This is a genomic window from Saccharolobus solfataricus, from assembly GCF_900079115.1.
In the GTDB taxonomy this organism is placed as follows: Archaea; Thermoproteota; Thermoprotei_A; order Sulfolobales; family Sulfolobaceae; genus Saccharolobus; species Saccharolobus solfataricus.
Genome location: NZ_LT549890.1, coordinates 771,372 through 789,052 on the forward strand (window position 1 = coordinate 771,372; position 17,681 = coordinate 789,052).

19 protein-coding genes are annotated in these 17,681 nt (G+C 34.8%); 15 read left to right on the forward strand and 4 right to left on the reverse strand.

Annotation, left to right across the window (positions count from 1 at the left end):
- Positions 1-26: 26 nt before the first annotated feature.
- Complete coding sequence (ppsA, locus tag SSOP1_RS04555) at positions 27-2,426, forward strand: pyruvate, water dikinase (RefSeq protein ID WP_009992299.1); 2,400 nt, start codon at positions 27-29, stop codon at positions 2,424-2,426.
- A 255-nt stretch (positions 2,427-2,681) separates the two neighbouring features.
- On the opposite strand, the gene SSOP1_RS04560 is transcribed toward ppsA, so the two are convergent.
- Complete coding sequence (locus SSOP1_RS04560; RefSeq protein ID WP_009992300.1) at positions 2,682-3,761, reverse strand: inositol-3-phosphate synthase; 1,080 nt, start codon at positions 3,759-3,761, stop codon at positions 2,682-2,684.
- Positions 3,762-3,853: 92 nt separating this feature from the next.
- On the opposite strand from SSOP1_RS04560, the gene SSOP1_RS04565 reads away from it, so the two are divergent.
- Genes SSOP1_RS04565 through SSOP1_RS04605 form a run of 9 tightly spaced genes read left to right on the forward strand, consistent with a single transcriptional unit; the run spans position 3,854 to position 11,618 of the window.
- Positions 3,854-4,126: an acylphosphatase gene (locus SSOP1_RS04565; RefSeq protein WP_009992301.1), complete on the forward strand. Its 273-nt coding sequence runs from the start codon at positions 3,854-3,856 to the stop codon at positions 4,124-4,126.
- Positions 4,127-4,177: 51 nt separating this feature from the next.
- A complete protein-coding gene (locus tag SSOP1_RS04570) occupies positions 4,178-5,455 on the forward strand; it encodes a TrpB-like pyridoxal phosphate-dependent enzyme (RefSeq protein WP_009992302.1) in 1,278 nt (425 codons plus the stop codon).
- Positions 5,448-6,179 carry a tryptophan synthase subunit alpha gene (trpA, locus tag SSOP1_RS04575; RefSeq protein ID WP_009992303.1) on the forward strand — a complete coding sequence of 244 codons (732 nt, stop codon included), beginning with the start codon at positions 5,448-5,450 and terminating at the stop codon, positions 6,177-6,179. The genes SSOP1_RS04570 and trpA overlap by 8 nt, the downstream gene beginning before the upstream one ends.
- The gene (trpD, locus tag SSOP1_RS04580) at positions 6,166-7,203 is read left to right on the forward strand and encodes an anthranilate phosphoribosyltransferase (RefSeq protein ID WP_009992305.1); all 1,038 of its coding nucleotides are present in this window, start codon (positions 6,166-6,168) and stop codon (positions 7,201-7,203) included. The genes trpA and trpD overlap by 14 nt, the downstream gene beginning before the upstream one ends.
- The gene (gene trpF / locus SSOP1_RS04585) at positions 7,196-7,810 is read left to right on the forward strand and encodes a phosphoribosylanthranilate isomerase (RefSeq protein WP_009992306.1); all 615 of its coding nucleotides are present in this window, start codon (positions 7,196-7,198) and stop codon (positions 7,808-7,810) included. The genes trpD and trpF overlap by 8 nt, the downstream gene beginning before the upstream one ends.
- Positions 7,788-9,053 carry an anthranilate synthase component I gene (locus tag SSOP1_RS04590; protein WP_009992309.1) on the forward strand — a complete coding sequence of 422 codons (1,266 nt, stop codon included), beginning with the start codon at positions 7,788-7,790 and terminating at the stop codon, positions 9,051-9,053. The genes trpF and SSOP1_RS04590 overlap by 23 nt, the downstream gene beginning before the upstream one ends.
- Entirely contained in the window at positions 9,054-9,641 is a 588-nt protein-coding gene (locus tag SSOP1_RS04595; protein ID WP_009992310.1) for an anthranilate synthase component II, read from the forward strand.
- A 3-nt stretch (positions 9,642-9,644) separates the two neighbouring features.
- Positions 9,645-10,391 (forward strand): indole-3-glycerol phosphate synthase TrpC, encoded by a 747-nt coding sequence (gene trpC / locus SSOP1_RS04600; RefSeq protein WP_009992313.1) that lies wholly within the window; start codon positions 9,645-9,647, stop codon positions 10,389-10,391.
- A gap of 18 nt (positions 10,392-10,409) precedes the next feature.
- Positions 10,410-11,618, forward strand: a complete 1,209-nt coding sequence (locus SSOP1_RS04605; protein ID WP_009992318.1) for a pyridoxal phosphate-dependent aminotransferase — start codon at positions 10,410-10,412, stop codon at positions 11,616-11,618.
- 13 nt (positions 11,619-11,631) lie between these two features.
- Here the strand turns inward: SSOP1_RS04605 and SSOP1_RS04610 are convergent, their stop codons facing one another.
- A complete protein-coding gene (locus SSOP1_RS04610) occupies positions 11,632-14,160 on the reverse strand; it encodes a valine--tRNA ligase (protein WP_009992319.1) in 2,529 nt (842 codons plus the stop codon).
- Here SSOP1_RS04610 and SSOP1_RS04615 point away from each other — a divergent pair.
- Genes SSOP1_RS04615 through SSOP1_RS04625 form a run of 3 tightly spaced genes read left to right on the forward strand, consistent with a single transcriptional unit; the run spans position 14,148 to position 15,812 of the window.
- Positions 14,148-15,143, forward strand: coding sequence for an NAD(P)/FAD-dependent oxidoreductase (locus SSOP1_RS04615; protein WP_009992321.1), 996 nt, complete (start codon positions 14,148-14,150; stop codon positions 15,141-15,143). The two genes, SSOP1_RS04610 and SSOP1_RS04615, sit on opposite strands and share 13 nt — an antisense overlap.
- A complete protein-coding gene (locus tag SSOP1_RS04620) occupies positions 15,103-15,492 on the forward strand; it encodes a hypothetical protein (protein ID WP_009992322.1) in 390 nt (129 codons plus the stop codon). Before SSOP1_RS04615 ends, SSOP1_RS04620 begins: the two co-directional genes overlap by 41 nt.
- Positions 15,493-15,497: 5 nt before the next feature.
- Positions 15,498-15,812, forward strand: a complete 315-nt coding sequence (locus SSOP1_RS04625; protein WP_009992323.1) for a hypothetical protein — start codon at positions 15,498-15,500, stop codon at positions 15,810-15,812.
- Here SSOP1_RS04625 and SSOP1_RS04630 read toward each other — a convergent pair.
- Complete coding sequence (locus SSOP1_RS04630; RefSeq protein WP_009992324.1) at positions 15,773-16,087, reverse strand: hypothetical protein; 315 nt, start codon at positions 16,085-16,087, stop codon at positions 15,773-15,775. The genes SSOP1_RS04625 and SSOP1_RS04630 overlap by 40 nt on opposite strands.
- The gene (locus tag SSOP1_RS04635; protein ID WP_009992325.1) at positions 16,084-16,302 is read right to left on the reverse strand and encodes a hypothetical protein; all 219 of its coding nucleotides are present in this window, start codon (positions 16,300-16,302) and stop codon (positions 16,084-16,086) included. Before SSOP1_RS04635 ends, SSOP1_RS04630 begins: the two co-directional genes overlap by 4 nt.
- Before the next feature lie 109 nt (positions 16,303-16,411).
- On the opposite strand from SSOP1_RS04635, the gene SSOP1_RS04640 reads away from it, so the two are divergent.
- Complete coding sequence (locus tag SSOP1_RS04640) at positions 16,412-16,933, forward strand: hypothetical protein (protein ID WP_009992327.1); 522 nt, start codon at positions 16,412-16,414, stop codon at positions 16,931-16,933.
- Entirely contained in the window at positions 16,875-17,498 is a 624-nt protein-coding gene (locus tag SSOP1_RS04645; RefSeq protein WP_009992328.1) for an N-glycosylase/DNA lyase, read from the forward strand. Before SSOP1_RS04640 ends, SSOP1_RS04645 begins: the two co-directional genes overlap by 59 nt.
- Positions 17,499-17,681 lie beyond the last annotated feature (183 nt).

The window sequence follows — 17,681 nt, forward strand, 5'->3', positions numbered from 1 at the left end:
TTTAAGGTTTGGATTGATAATATGTATTGGGGAGTTTCCTTTTGGTTGAGGCAATTAGTAGTGAAGAAGATCTTATTCTCGACGTAAGTCAAGTCACTAAGGATATGGTACAATTAGCTGGAGGCAAAGGTGCAAACCTTGGGGAGTTAACCAGCATTGGAGTTAGAGTACCTCCAGCCTTTATACTTACTTCTAAAGCTTTTAAATATTTTCTTGAATACAACAATCTTTTTGACAAAATTAGAGACACTTTAAGTAGTTCTGAAACCTCAGAGGAAGCTAGTGAAAAAATAAAACAGTTGATAAAGAATGCTAAGATGCCAGATAAATTAAGTAGCATGATTTATCAAGCTTATGATGAATTAAGTAAAAAGGTTGGAAAGGAAATCTTAGTAGCTGTAAGGTCTTCGGCTACTGCAGAGGATATTGAGACAGCAAGTTTCGCTGGACAGCAAGATACTTATCTTAATGTTACTAAGGATGAACTTATTGACAGGATTAAGGATGTATGGGCTAGTCTCTATAACGCAAGGGCTATGGAATATAGAAAGAGTAAAGGTATAGACGACTTATCAATACTTATAGCAGTAGTTGTTCAAAAAATGGTTAATTCGAGATCTGCTGGAGTAATGTTTACTCTCCATCCAGTTACTGGAGATGAAAAGTATATCATGATAGAATCTAATTGGGGTTTAGGAGAAAGTGTAGTCGGTGGTAAGGTTACCCCAGATGAGGTCTTAATAGAAAAATCTACCTTAAGAATTGTGGAAAAAAAGGTTTCTAATAAGAATATTAAAATCGTATATGATAAACAACTTAAGAAGAATGTTACTATTACTTTAGATGAGAAGGAATCCAGATTAATGAGCATAACAGACGAAGAGGCAATAGAACTAGCAAAATTAGCACTTAAGATCGAAGAACATTATAAGAGGCCAATGGACATTGAGTGGGCTATCGATAATGATCTAAGTTTCCCTGAGAATATCTTCATAGTTCAAGCTAGGCCAGAAACTTTCTGGTCTTCTAAAAGGAAAGAAAATAAGAACATTGCGGAAAAGAGTGCTCCTATAGGTGGTAAAGTACTAGTCAGAGGGCTTGCAGCTTCTCCAGGTATCGCCTTTGGTAAGGCAAAAATCATACTTGACATTAAAGATCCTAAAGTTCATGAGTTTCAGAAGGGTGAAATCCTAGTCACGAAAATGACAGATCCAGATTGGGTACCATTAATGAAGATAGCTGGGGCAATAATAACAGATGAGGGAGGAATGACAAGTCACGCGGCTATTGTATCCAGAGAATTGGGAATTCCAGCTATAGTTGGAAGTAGAGAAGCGACTAAGATAATACGAGATAATCAAGAGATCACTGTAGATGCAATTAGGGGTATTGTGTATGAGGGTAAGGTATTACAAACAAGTGAGACTGTATCTCAACAAGCTCAACCATCTATCGGAATTCAAGGAATAAGTAGGGAAGTTCTATTAAGTCTTTATCCGGTTACTGCAACTAAAATTTACATGAATTTAGGTGAACCCGATGTTATAGATAAATATTTGGATCTTCCCTTTGACGGAATAGGGCTCATGAGAATTGAATTTATTGTAAGCGAATGGGTTAGATATCATCCGCTTTACCTAATAAAAATAGGCAATGCTGAATTATTTGTGGATAAGTTAGCGGAGGGAATAGCTAAAGTAGCAAGTGCAATATACCCTAGACCAGTTGTTGTTAGATTTTCAGATTTCAAAACTAACGAATATAAGAAATTGATTGGTGGAGAGGAGTTTGAGCCAGATGAGAGGAATCCAATGATAGGTTGGAGAGGGGTTTCCAGATATGTAAGTAAAGAGTATGAGCCTGCATTTAGGCTAGAGGCTAAAGCTATACGCAAAGTTAGGGAAGAGATGGGACTTAAGAACGTATGGGTAATGTTTCCCTTTGTCAGAACTACATGGGAGCTAGAGAAGGCAATAAAAATAATGGAGGAGGAAGGTTTAAGAAGAGATTCTGATTTCAAGGTCTGGATAATGGCTGAAGTTCCCTCAGTAGTTGTTCTTGCGGAAGAGTTTGCGAAGATAGTTGATGGATTCAGTGTAGGTAGTAACGATTTAGCACAATTAACTTTAGGTGTTGACAGGGATTCCGAGTTACTAGCGAGGATGGGATATTATGATGAGAGGGATCCAGCTGTTTTAGAATCCATAAGAAAGCTAATCAAAGCTGCCCATAAGTATGGCAAAACAGTCTCAATATGTGGACAAGCACCTAGTGTTTATCCAGCAGTTGTTGAATATTTAGTCAAAGCTGGAATAGATAGCATTAGTGTAAATCCAGATGCGGTTATTAATGTTAGGAGGCAAGTAGCTTCGATCGAGCAACAAATTATACTTAGAAACCTTAATGGAAAAAGGAAGAACAAGTAGACAATTTTTTAATTATTTTTTATATTATAACAATTTTTGCATATTCTTCTAGCACCGTCGAAATACGCTGTGCATTCTTCACAAATTGTATTTCCGCAGATCTCACATGATCCTATTGCCAAGTGTTTTTGACAAATTTTGCATAAGCTCATATCACAAATTTTACAGATTCCTTTATCCATAATGTAATCGTTATTACACACTTGTCTTCCGCACAAACTGCACGTGAAAAACGAGATATTCTCTTCGCAGATTTCACATTTCAATGAACTCTTTAAACCACCTATAGGCTTCTTCGTCGTCTTTAGCCTGAATTGGTGGGTGTTTAAAGTAAAATGCAGATACTTTTTCAAGTGGACCACCTATCTTCCTATCCAATGCAACCTTAACTGCCCTTATAACATCTACTAATACTGCTGCACAATTAGCTTTATCATCAACCTCTAAGGAAGCTTCTACTTTAATTGGCATGCCTGCAAATGCACTTCCTTTTACGTAAATGTAAGCTACTTTTGTATTTCCTAAAAATGGAACATAATCGCTAGGTCCTATCCTTATTTTGCCCTCACTTTTTATTACCTCTCCGTTATCTAGTGTACTAGTTACTGCCTCTGTTTTGCTTATTCTTTTAGATATTAACCTTTCTTCTGTCTTCATGTTTAGAAAGTCTGTATTCCCGCCTACATTTAATTGATAAGTTTCCTCAACTTTTACTCCCCGCAGTCTAAAGAGCGAAGTAATTGACCTATGGAATATTGTAGCCCCTAATTGACTCTTTATGTCATCACCGGCTAATGGTAAGTTTTTCTCTTTGAATTTATTAGGAAAGTAGCCTGAAGGATCACTAGCAATAAATACGGGTATTGCGTTTATAAATGCAGTTCCTGCCATTAGTGCTATATTTGCGTACGTTCTCGTAGCGTTTTCACTTCCAACAGGCAATAAATTAACTAGAATTTCTGCTTTACTAGATTTTAATTCATCTAACGCTTTTTCCAATGTGCCATCATAGGTAGGATTAAAAACGTTAGTCATATGTTGCGCTACGCCATCAAGAACGGGTCCTGCACTTACCTTAACGCCTTTCTTTTCCATATTCACTATCTTTGGTGTAATATTTGGAGGTTGAAATACGGCCTCTGCAAGGTCCTTTCCTATTTTATTTTTTGACACGTCGAATGCTGCTACAACTTCTATATCGGTAATTTTATAACCACCAATTACGGGGGTAATTAATCCCTCATAATAATTATCGCCTTTTGATTTATAATATTCTATTCCTTGAATTAACATTGATGCACAATTACCTAAGCCAGCTATTGCTACTCTAATCATCAACTTTAAGTTAAATAACTAGATAAAATATGTTGTGATGAAAGGGAAAGATCAGATCTGTGAAGAAGTGGAGCGACACTGAGGTGTTTGAAATGCTAAAGCGTATGTATGCTCGCGTATATGGGTTAGTTCAAGGTGTAGGTTTTAGAAAATTTGTCCAAATTCATGCTATAAGGTTAGGTATAAAGGGTTATGCTAAGAATTTACCAGATGGTTCAGTAGAAGTAGTCGCAGAGGGTTATGAGGAAGCGTTAAGTAAACTATTGGAACGTATTAAACAAGGCCCACCAGCAGCTGAGGTAGAGAAGGTAGATTACTCATTTAGCGAATATAAGGGAGAATTTGAGGATTTTGAAACATACTAAAAATTTATAAGGTAAAAACATTTATAGTGTATCGGTGCTTTTGATGTACCAATGGTAAAAGAAGACGAGATTTTGCCTAAATATTGGTACAATATAATCCCTGATCTACCTAAACCCTTGCCTCCACCAAGGGATCCACAAGGTGCCTATTTCTCGAGAATCGATTTATTAAGAAGTATACTACCCAAGGAGGTATTAAGACAACAATTCACAATAGAAAGGTATATAAAGATCCCTGAGGAAGTAAGAGATAGATATTTATCGATAGGAAGACCAACTCCATTATTTAGGGCTAAAAGGTTAGAAGAGTACTTAAAGACACCAGCAAGAATTTACTTTAAATATGAAGGTGCTACACCTACTGGATCTCATAAGATAAATACAGCAATTCCTCAAGCGTATTTTGCAAAAGAAGAGGGAATTGAACACGTAGTTACTGAAACTGGAGCTGGTCAATGGGGAACTGCAGTCGCACTTGCAGCTAGTATGTATAATATGAAAAGTACTATATTCATGGTAAAGGTAAGTTATGAACAAAAACCGATGAGAAGGAGTATAATGCAATTATATGGGGCTAATGTTTACGCAAGCCCCACAAACTTAACTGAATACGGTAGGAAGATATTAGAGACAAACCCACAGCATCCAGGATCATTAGGTATAGCAATGAGCGAGGCAATAGAGTATGCTCTTAAGAACGAATTTAGATATTTAGTAGGTAGCGTTTTAGATGTAGTACTTTTGCATCAGAGTGTTATTGGTCAAGAGACTATTACTCAATTGGATTTGTTAGGAGAAGACGCTGATATCCTAATTGGATGTGTAGGAGGTGGGAGCAATTTTGGCGGTTTCACATACCCCTTTATCGGAAATAAGAAAGGCAAGCGTTATATTGCAGTAAGTTCTGCAGAAATTCCAAAGTTTAGTAAAGGTGAATATAAATACGATTTTCCAGACTCTGCTGGATTATTACCTTTAGTGAAAATGATAACTTTAGGTAAAGATTACGTTCCGCCACCAATATACGCAGGCGGGTTAAGATATCATGGTGTAGCACCAACATTAAGTTTGTTAACAAAGGAGGGTATTGTGGAATGGAGAGAATACAATGAAAGGGAGATTTTCGAAGCTGCTAAGATATTTATCGAGAACCAAGGTATTGTACCAGCCCCAGAATCAGCTCATGCAATAAGGGCAGTAGTTGATGAAGCTATAGAGGCAAGAAAGAATAATGAGCGAAAGGTCATCGTCTTTAATCTAAGTGGACATGGATTGTTAGATCTGTCAAATTACGAATCCATGATGAAAAGGTTGAATGGAAATGGGTAAGATGCTTGTAGTCTATATGACGTTAGGTTATCCAAATGTTCAAAGTTTTAAGGATTTTATTATTGGGGCAGTTGAAAATGGAGCTGATATATTAGAGCTTGGAATCCCCCCTAAGTATGCTAAGTATGATGGTCCAGTTATAAGGAAGAGTTATGATAAAGTAAAAGGGCTAGATATTTGGCCCTTAATAGAAGATATTAGGAAAGATGTGGGTGTTCCCATAATTGCACTTACTTATTTAGAAGATTGGGTTGATCAGCTAGAGAATTTTCTAAATATGATAAAAGACGTCAAACTGGACGGAATTCTATTTCCAGATTTACTTATTGATTATATAGATGATTTGGATAAAATTGATGGGATAATAAAAAATAAAGGATTAAAAAACGTTATTTTTACATCTCCTTCAGTACCAGATCTTCTAATCCACAAAGTCTCTAAGATTAGCGATTTATTCTTATATTATGGTGTCAGACCAACTACTGGCGTACCTATACCAGTATCAGTTAAGCAATTGATTAATAGAGTTAGAAATCTAGTTGAGAATAAGCTAATAGTAGGATTTGGCTTATCAAGCGAGTCAGATTTAAGAGATGCTCTAAGTGCTGGTGCTGACGGAATAGCAATTGGAACTGTGTTCATAGAGGAAATTGAGAGGAATGGTGTAAAATCTGCAATAAATTTAGTTAAAAAATTTAGGGCGATATTAGATGAATATAAATGAGATTCTTAAAAAACTCATAAATAAATCAGATTTAGAAATTAATGAGGCTGAAGAATTAGCTAAAGCTATAATTAGAGGAGAAGTTCCAGAGATTTTAGTATCAGCAATTTTAGTAGCATTAAGAATGAAAGGTGAAAGTAAAAATGAAATAGTAGGTTTTGCTAGAGCAATGAGAGAATTAGCGATCAAAATAGACGTGCCCAACGCAATAGACACAGCTGGTACAGGTGGCGACGGATTAGGGACAGTAAACGTTAGTACCGCATCAGCTATCTTATTGAGTTTAGTTAATCCAGTTGCCAAACATGGTAATAGGGCAGTAAGTGGTAAAAGCGGTAGCGCTGATGTTCTTGAGGCTTTAGGCTATAATATTATAGTTCCTCCAGAAAGGGCAAAAGAACTAGTCAATAAAACGAATTTCGTTTTCCTCTTTGCACAATACTATCATCCTGCAATGAAGAACGTTGCCAATGTAAGAAAAACTTTGGGGATCAGGACTATTTTCAATATTCTAGGTCCATTGACTAATCCAGCTAATGCGAAGTATCAGTTAATGGGAGTATTTTCGAAAGATCACTTAGATTTACTGTCAAAAAGTGCATATGAATTAGATTTCAATAAAATAATTTTGGTATATGGAGAGCCGGGTATAGATGAGGTAAGTCCAATAGGAAATACTTTCATGAAAATAGTAAGTAAGCGCGGTATAGAGGAAGTCAAGTTAAATGTAACTGATTTCGGCATATCACCGATTCCAATAGAAAAGTTAATAGTAAATTCTGCGGAGGATTCCGCAATAAAAATAGTTAGAGCATTTCTGGGTAAAGATGAACACGTGGCTGAATTCATTAAAATTAACACAGCAGTTGCGCTTTTTGCATTAGATAGAGTAGGCGATTTTAGAGAAGGTTATGAGTATGCTGATCATTTGATAGAAAAATCCTTGGATAAATTAAATGAGATAATCTCAATGAATGGTGATGTAACTAAACTGAAAACGATAGTGGTGAAAAGTAGTGGTTAAACTAAAAATTTGTGGTAACGCAACGTTATCAGATATTATAGAGTTCTCAAAACTTGATGTAGATTATCTAGGAATAATAACCGATGTCGTAAGTCAAAGATTCGTAAAAAGCGAGTTCCTAACTTTTGTTAAAAGATATGTTGAAAAACCAATAGTTAATGTGAAAGTCAATGTCCAAATTAGTGAAATAGAGAGAGAATTATTAGTATCAGATTATTTTCAGATACATAGAGTATTAGACGATTCAGAATTAGAATTGCTTAAATCATATGATTTTAGAAAAAGAATTATATTATATGTGCCAGCCTCCTTCGAGTATAAGAAATACCTAGAAAGGGCCATAGATACTGTAGATATGGTGTTAGTAGACTCTGTAAAGAAAGGGGTAGGCGTCGATTATAATGTTGTATCGAGTTTCCTTAAGGATTACCCTTACCTAGGTGTAGGTGGAAAAATAAGTATAGATAATATTTCTAACTTTATTGACTTAAATCCTGCATGGCTTGATATTTCCAGTAGTATAGAGATCTATCCTGGTAAAAAAGATATTAACATGGTGAAAAAAATAGTCGAGGTGGTAAAATATGGAAGTTCATCCAATAAGTGAATTTGCCTCACCATTCGAAGTATTTAAGTGTATAGAGAGAGACTTTAAAGTAGCTGGATTACTAGAGAGCATAGGTGGCCCTCAATATAAGGCGAGATATAGTGTGATAGCTTGGTCAACTAATGGGTATCTGAAAATTCATGACGACCCTGTAAATATTCTTAATGGTTATTTGAAAGATTTGAAATTAGCAGATATACCGGGGTTATTCAAAGGAGGTATGATAGGATACATAAGTTACGATGCAGTAAGATTTTGGGAGAAAATAAGAGACTTAAAGCCAGCAGCTGAAGATTGGCCTTATGCGGAATTCTTTACTCCAGATAACATCATAATCTATGATCATAATGAGGGCAAAGTATACGTTAATGCTGATTTAAGCTCTGTAGGGGGATGTGGTGATATAGGGGAGTTTAAAGTAAGCTTTTACGATGAGTCTCTTAATAAGAACAGTTATGAGAGGATTGTTTCCGAATCATTAGAGTATATAAGATCTGGTTACATATTTCAAGTTGTATTGTCTAGATTTTACAGATATATATTTAGTGGAGATCCATTAAGAATATATTATAATCTAAGGAGAATAAATCCATCCCCTTACATGTTTTATCTCAAATTTGATGAAAAATACTTAATAGGATCTAGTCCGGAATTACTGTTCAGAGTTCAAGATAATATAGTTGAAACCTATCCCATAGCTGGCACTAGACCTAGGGGCGCTGATCAAGAGGAAGATCTTAAATTGGAATTGGAATTAATGAACTCAGAAAAGGATAAAGCTGAGCACTTAATGCTGGTTGATTTGGCTAGAAATGATCTAGGTAAAGTATGCGTTCCAGGGACTGTAAAAGTACCAGAATTAATGTATGTCGAGAAGTATAGCCATGTCCAACACATAGTATCAAAAGTGATTGGGACCTTAAAGAAGAAGTATAACGCGTTAAACGTTTTATCGGCTACATTCCCAGCAGGTACAGTAAGCGGAGCACCTAAACCAATGGCAATGAATATAATTGAAACGTTAGAGGAGTATAAAAGGGGTCCTTATGCAGGTGCTGTAGGTTTTATCTCAGCTGATGGTAACGCAGAGTTCGCAATAGCGATAAGAACTGCATTTCTAAACAAAGAGTTATTACGAATACATGCCGGTGCTGGTATAGTATATGACTCTAATCCAGAATCTGAATATTTCGAAACTGAACATAAACTAAAAGCACTAAAAACAGCAATAGGGGTGAGGTAAATGGATCTGACCTTGATAATAGACAACTACGATAGTTTTGTTTACAATATAGCCCAAATAGTAGGAGAACTAGGGAGTTATCCAATAGTTATCAGAAATGACGAAATAAGCATAAAGGGAATAGAGAGAATAGACCCAGATAGGATTATAATCTCACCAGGACCAGGGACACCAGAAAAACGAGAAGACATAGGAGTATCATTGGATGTGATTAAATACCTAGGCAAAAGGACTCCAATATTAGGAGTTTGTCTAGGTCACCAAGCTATAGGTTATGCATTTGGAGCTAAGATAAGAAGAGCTAGGAAAGTATTTCATGGAAAAATAAGTAACATAATTCTAGTAAACAACTCTCCGCTTTCACTATATTACGGCATTGCTAAGGAGTTTAAAGCTACCAGATATCATAGTCTTGTTGTAGATGAGGTTCATAGACCTCTAATTGTCGACGCAATATCCGCTGAAGATAATGAAATAATGGCTATACATCATGAAGAATATCCAATATATGGTGTCCAATTTCATCCAGAGAGTGTTGGAACCTCATTGGGCTATAAGATACTTTATAATTTCTTGAATAGAGTATAACATATGCCACGTTATCTTAAAGGATGGCTTAAAGACGTCGTACAATTATCTTTAAGGAGGCCCTCATTTAGGGCTTCAAGACAAAGGCCAATTATTTCCTTAAACGAAAGAATTTTAGAATTTAATAAGCGCAATATCACAGCTATAATAGCCGAATATAAACGCAAATCTCCCTCTGGATTAGATGTTGAAAGGGATCCAATAGAATATTCAAAATTCATGGAAAGGTATGCAGTAGGTCTTAGCATATTAACTGAGGAGAAGTACTTTAATGGTTCATATGAAACTTTGAGAAAGATAGCCAGTTCAGTTTCAATTCCCATACTAATGAAGGATTTTATCGTTAAGGAATCGCAAATTGATGATGCATATAACCTAGGTGCTGATACTGTATTGCTAATAGTCAAAATACTAACTGAAAGAGAATTAGAGAGTTTATTGGAATATGCCAGAAGTTATGGTATGGAACCATTGATAGAAATTAATGACGAAAATGATTTAGATATAGCCCTAAGGATAGGGGCTAGATTTATAGGAATTAATTCAAGAGATCTAGAAACCCTTGAGATAAATAAGGAGAATCAGAGAAAGCTTATATCCATGATACCATCCAATGTGGTAAAGGTGGCAGAAAGTGGAATTTCTGAGAGGAATGAAATAGAAGAATTAAGGAAATTAGGTGTTAACGCTTTCCTAATCGGATCATCACTGATGCGAAACCCAGAAAAGATTAAAGAATTTATACTATAGCGTTCTTCATATACACTTGTGGTCTCGCTACTAGACTTTAACGGAAATATGTCACAAGTTACTGGAGAGACTACCTTATTGTATAAGGAAATTGCTAGAAACGTAGAAAAGACTAAGAAGATTAAAATTATCGACTTTGGGATAGGACAACCAGATTTACCTACATTTAAACGTATAAGAGATGCCGCAAAGGAGGCGCTAGATCAAGGTTTTACTTTCTACACTTCGGCATTCGGTATTGATGAATTAAGGGAAAAAATAGCTCAATACCTAAATACTAGATACGGTACTGACGTAAAGAAGGAGGAAGTGATAGTAACACCTGGTGCTAAGCCTGCGCTTTTCTTAGTCTTTATATTATATATTAATCCAAGTGACGAGGTAATACTCCCAGATCCCTCCTTCTATTCTTACGCTGAGGTTGTTAAGTTACTAGGAGGAAAGCCAATATATGCCAATTTAAAGTGGAGCAGAGAAGAAGGGTTCTCAATAGATGTAGACGACCTACAATCTAAAATATCGAAAAGAACCAAAATGATAGTATTCAATAATCCTCATAATCCGACTGGTACTCTATTCTCTCCTAATGATGTTAAGAAAATTGTGGATATAAGTAGGGATAATAAAATTATCTTACTATCTGACGAGATTTATGATAATTTTGTATATGAAGGTAAGATGAGAAGTACTCTTGAAGACTCAGATTGGAGAGATTTCTTAATTTACGTTAATGGATTTAGTAAAACTTTCTCGATGACTGGATGGAGATTAGGTTATATTGTAGCGAAGCGTGAAATTATCCAGAAAATGGGAATTTTGGCTGCTAACGTATACACTGCTCCTACAAGTTTTGTACAAAAAGCCGCAGTAAAGGCCTTTGATACTTTCGACGAAGTTAACCAAATGGTCAGCCTATTTAAGAAGAGGAGAGACGTAATGTATGATGAACTTACTAAGGTCAAAGGAGTTGAAGTATCTAAACCAAATGGAGCATTCTATATGTTCCCAAATGTTAGTAAGATACTTAAAACAAGTGGATTTGACGTCAAGTCACTTGCCATAAAGCTAATTGAAGAAAAAGGCGTAGTTACAATACCTGGTGAAGTTTTCCCATTAAATATAGGTAAGGAGTTTTTAAGATTAAGTTTTGCTGTGAACGAAGAAGTTATTAAAGAGGGCATACAAAAAATTAGAGAGTTCGCGGAACAGATGATGAATTCCCGATAGTACGATTGATGAGCTAAACTCCCATGGACTGATTAGCAGTTTTAATTTCCACTTTTTCTTCATTCGATTCTATTAGTTCAAGATTAGTTACCTTTAATGTCTTCATTACGTCATCTTTCACTTCATTAATTAATTCAATAACTTGCTTAGAAGCGTACAATTTTACACTAACTGGAGTATTCATTGATAATCTATTCTTTATCTTCTCTGATCTTATGAGCGAGTTCGTTTTCTTTATTACTTCTCCAAGTTCATCTATTCTTTTATTCTCCTCAATATCATCTACTTTTGGTAATTCTTCTAGGAGAACACTCTTCTTGTGGCCAAATAGCCTTGAGTAAATTTCCTCTGTTATATGAGGTGCGATAGGATGAAGCAATATGATTATATCTCTTATTATTCTCTGTATAGTATATTTTGCAGAGTTATCGTCATCAAATAACCTATGCTTTATCATTTCCAAATACTCGTCAGCTACGATCTCCCAGAAATAGTTATATAGCTCTTGAAGTACTAAATAAAAGTCGTAATTCTCATATGCATTTATTGCTTTAGTTACGAATTTCTTATGTTCTTGTAAGATCCATTTGTCTACTATATGTAGGCTTTTAGGTTTATCAAGTCTTTGTTTTGCTATGAAAGGGTAGACTAGTCTACTTGCATTCCATAATTTTTGCAATAACATCTTCTTTCCTTTCACTATATCCCATTTAAATGGAAAATCGTCACCAATACTTGCGTCTAGAAGAGCCATTCTAATCGCATCTGCTCCAAAATCATTAACTCTATCTAATGGTGATACTACATTTCCCTTACTTTTACTCATTCTAGTTCCATCTGGTCCAAGGACTTGACCATTAACAAGAACTGTAGTAAAAGGTACATTATTAGCTAACATTAAAGTCCTAAAGAAGGTATAGAATAACCAAGTTCTAATTATATCAGTACCTTGAAGTCTAAGTGATGCTGGGAAAGTCCTATTGAAAACGTTTTTATCTTCATAGAACTTGGTTAGGTAAAGGACTGTTACGCTAGAGTCTATCCACACGTCTGCAACATCGGTAACTGGTTTAAGTTCTGATCCGCATAATGGACATTTCTCTAATGGCGGGCTAGTTTTGATAGGATCTATTGGCAAGTCCTCTTCTTTAGCTGGTACTAAATGCCCATTTTCGCAGTACCAAAACGGTAATGGCGTACCATAAATCCTTTGCCTAGTTATATTCCAATCCCACTCTATACTCTTTATCCAATCCTCGAGATAATAGGACATTCTAGCCGGTTTAAATTTCATCTTTTTATATTCTTCTAATAATTTTTGCTTCTTATCTAAAACTTTAATGTATATTTGCTTTTTAACTAAGAATTCTACTGGAGATAGACAATCACTTCTCTCAACGTGTGATAGTACATTGTGCTTTATCTTCTCTACTTTAACAAGGTATCCTTTAGTCTTTAGGAGTTCTATCATTTTATTTCTAGCTTGTTCAATTTTCAATCCATCAAGTATTCCATTTGTATTTATTATCCTTCCTTTTTCGTCAACTATAACCTTAATCGGTAAGTTGTATTTCAATTGCCACTTTATATCTTGGGGATCGCCATAAGTACTTATCATTACTGCTCCGGTTCCGAATTCCTTTTCCACATCCGCGTCAGATATTATTTTGACCTCGATATTAAATATTGGTACCAATGCTATTTTTCCTACTAAATTCTTATATCTTTCATCCATTGGATTTACGGCGATAGCTTGTGTAGCAGCTAGTAATTCAGGTCTGGTAGTCGCTATTACTATTTCTCCTCCTTCTTTTAATGGAAATTTTATATAGGCAAGAATTCCCTCCTTCTCTAAGTAACCTACTTCACTTTGTGCTAATGCAGTCTCACACTTAGGGCACCAAATTACTGGGCCTTCTCTCATCTCAATTAAATTCATTTTATACATGTCAATAAGACTTTTCTGGATAATTTTTCTATATTTTGGCTCATATGTCTTATATTCAAATCTTTCCCATTCTGGCCTATAACCTAGTCTAATCATTGCCTCCTTCATTTTCTTAATCATTTCTTCTGTCCATTCTATACATTTCTGGAGAAATAGTTGCCTATTATCTTTCGGGATTCCTAACTTATATTGCACTTTTAGTTCAGTAGGTAAACCTTGTGTGTCCCATCCTTGAGGTAATAGTACATTATATCCTTCTAATCTCTTAAACCTACCTATAGTATCAGCTATTGTAACCCAATACGCGTGCCCCATATGAAGTTCTCCGCTAGTAAAAGGGGGAGGAGTATCAATAACAAATCTTGGTGCTTTATCGTCCTCATCTCTGAATCTAAATACGTCTCTCCAATATTCCTCACTTAGCCATATCTTTTGCCATTTTTCCTCAATTTCCTTAGGGTTATAGTGTTTTGGCCACTCTTCCATCTTCTTTAAAATTTCATCTTGGTTTAACAATAATTGACCACCTATACAGACGTTTTTATATAAATATAAATTCGAATAGCTTATAAAATTTCGTAATGAGAATAGCAATTCTGGGAGGGGGAGTCGCAGGTTCTACGTTAGCGTACTTACTCTCAAGGATTAACTATGAAGTCACAATCTTTGATATTAATCAACATTACGTTAAACCGTGTGGAGATATAGTCCCAAACATCTATACTCCTCCCTTTAATTGGAAGGAAACTTTTGGTATAAGGAGATTCTCCTTTTATATAGATGGCGAAAAAATTTATGACGTTGAATATAGACATACTAAGTGGCTAGTTATTGATAAATGGAAGTGGATAAACGATATGCGAAAAAGTTCAAAAGTAATAGTAACCCATGATAATAACGCTAAAGAATTTGATTACGTAATAGATAGTAGAGGGCCTTATCCAATGGATAGAGAGGTAGTTTATACTACTAGAGCTATAATAGAAACTGAGGAGTTTGACGATGAGGCTATATTGGAATTTAATACCCGTTATACCGGTTTTTATTGGATATTTCCTAGCAAAGAAAACGAATATAATATCGGAGCTGGTTTTTTGGAATACAAGAATTCGAAAGAATTGCTTAATTATTATTTAAGGAAGAGGTTTAAGAATTTCGAAGTTAAGGATATCAGAGGAGCCCCTATTAGTATTGGGAGTGTTAAAAATAAGAAGTTAAGGATAGGGGAGGCAAGAGGACTTGTCTTCCCACTGAGCGGTGAGGGAATAAGGCCATCAGCTATCTCAGCTGAGTATGCCTTTGAGGCTATACATAAAGAAAAAGATCTGGATGGGTTTCTTAACGAGAAGCTCAGTATTATAGAGAAAAGAATTAAAATTCAAAAAATGCTACTAGATTTATACAGATATTCTAGTTTAAATTTAAGAAAGACTTTTATGAGAATATTCTTTAAGAATGAAGTTCTCATAGATACATACTTAGAGGATAAGATGGATTTGAATGGAATAATTGAGTCCTTAAAGAGTGTGAGAGCGAATGGAGGTATTATTAGAAAATTCGAAGAGCAAGAAAGGTAAGCACGTAGTAAGAACCTTTTTATTCAAGGTAGACTCAAATGGATCAATACAACAGATAGAATTGCCAGGGAAACCAGTAAGACCCACATATAAGGTAGGTGAGGCAAAGATTGTAAACATCCCAAATAAAGGTGTCTACGTTTATCTTTTTCTTTTAAGGAATATATATGGACGTGTAATGGGTAGGATAATTGTAATTAATGATGGGAAAACGGTACTAGTAATGAAGTATAGAAAGTTAAAGTTAAAGCTAATAGATGGTGATGATAAACACGTAGTAATTGTAAAAAGAATTTTCGAACAACTTAAAATTCCGGTTAAGAAAATAAATATTAACAAGAAGAAGTGAGAAAAATGTTTGAAGTAGGATTTAAGGTTTTAGCTGAAGATCCTTTTAGAATAAAATACTTGTCACAATCTATTAATGACGTATTTAAGGATTTGTGTGAGCCGGTAAAAATAGGAGCGTCATACATTTGCGCTCCCAATCAAGATACTCTACTCTTGATCTACTTCAGTTCTCAGCTTTCAAAAGATATGAATGCGTCACTTAAGATAATGTCGAACAATGCAACATATGTTGTTGAGATTATGAGAGAAGTTAATAGTAGATTAAGGTCACAAGGTTTTTATATAACCATCTCGGAAACCTCTAGTACTTCATTATAAAGGTTTAGAAGCAAATCCTCATATATATTCTTAGTAGTAATTTCAACTATCGCATTACAAATATAGGATGAAATTTTAGTGTTACATATTATTAATTTTCTCAATATTCCATTCTTTATCTCCTTATTTACATCCATATATATTACTCTTTCTTCATCTTTTGCACGTTTATTTACCTTTATCTCCTTATTTACATCCATATATATAATTACTCTTTCATTCTCATAAATTACAGAAAAATTTAGACCATTTATGTTGTAATTTGTTACTATCATAAAATTGGTACCAACTCAGTTCCACAGTATGGGCATTTCCCCTTTAATCCTCTCTTATCTGCTTCGCAGAAATAAGCTGAATACTTCTTTTCACATTTTGGACATTTGTAGAGGATGTCTGTGCCTATTATTAGTTTCCTATTGCATATTCTGCAATATACTGTTAGCCATCCTAAATGTCCATACGCGTTTGAGCCTCTATTTTTAATACTCATCTTACATCCATTACCACTTCATACAAATTAACTTAAATTTTTATTCTCGACGTTATACCTTTGTCTACTTTAAAAGACTTTATAGTCTAAGAAGAGGTGTATTTATTAGATGAACTTAGCATCGTATTATAAGCTAGAACCTTTAAAAATAAACGATATAGTTGTACTTTATACTTTACGGAAGACCAAGGAAGCTGAGATTATAGACGGTATTCGTGATTTAGAATCAATAATTCCCGATGAGTCTAACGACGTTGTAATAATTGAGGGTGATAATGAGAAATATATCAATGGTAAATTCAAGTTAGACTTTCAATTCTCTCGCCCCTTAAATGTAATTTCTATAGGCGTTCCTCAAGTTGTAAATGGAGATCAGATTCAGATTACTTCAATAGACGTAAATATGGGCAATATCATTGGTGGAGTTCTGGTTAAAAGAGATTTAGCGTTCCTGATGTTCTATACCTATGATGGTACTAAGATAATATCGATGTCAGATATTAATCCACCTATTCCTGAAAAGAAGGAAAGTGTAAAGAGGGTTAAAAAGAAGAGAAAGAGGAGTAAAAAGCGTGCTAAGAAGTCTAGTTCAAAATCCAAAAGTAAGAGCAAGAGTTCTGGAAAGAGTTGATGAATTTAGGTTAAATAATCTATCAAATGAGGAAGTATGGTTTAGAGAACTCACGCTATGCTTGTTAACTGCCAACTCGTCTTTCATTTCGGCCTATCAAGCCCTAAACTGTTTGGGGCAAAAAATCTATTATGCCAATGAGGAGGAAATCAGAAACATTCTTAAATCGTGTAAGTATAGATTTTATAATTTAAAAGCAAAATATATTATTATGGCTAGAGAGAAGGTTTATGGAAGGTTAAAAGAGGAGATAAAGCCTTTAGCGGATGAAGACCAACAATTGGCTAGGGAAAGGCTGCTAAATATAAAAGGAATAGGAATGAAAGAAGCCAGTCATTTTCTTAGAAATGTTGGATATTTCGATCTTGCAATTATTGATAGACATATAATAGATTTTATGAGGAGAATAGGCGCAATAGGAGAAACTAACGTTAAACAATTATCAAAAAGCCTCTATATATCTTTTGAGAATATTTTGAAAAGTATCGCTTCTAATTTAAATATGAGCGTCGGTATATTGGATTTGTTTATATGGTACAAGGAGACCAATACTATAGTTAAGTAGCAATAAAAAATATAAACCAGTAATTAGACTTTGATATGACTCATCATGCAAAATACTGGTACACTGAAAGGGGAGTCTGAATTTACTCAATTTTTAAGTAAATTTTATCTTATTATTATTTTATTCTTTTCATCTTTCTCAAGCTCATTCTCATCATCATGTTAAACTAGAATCACATTCTTG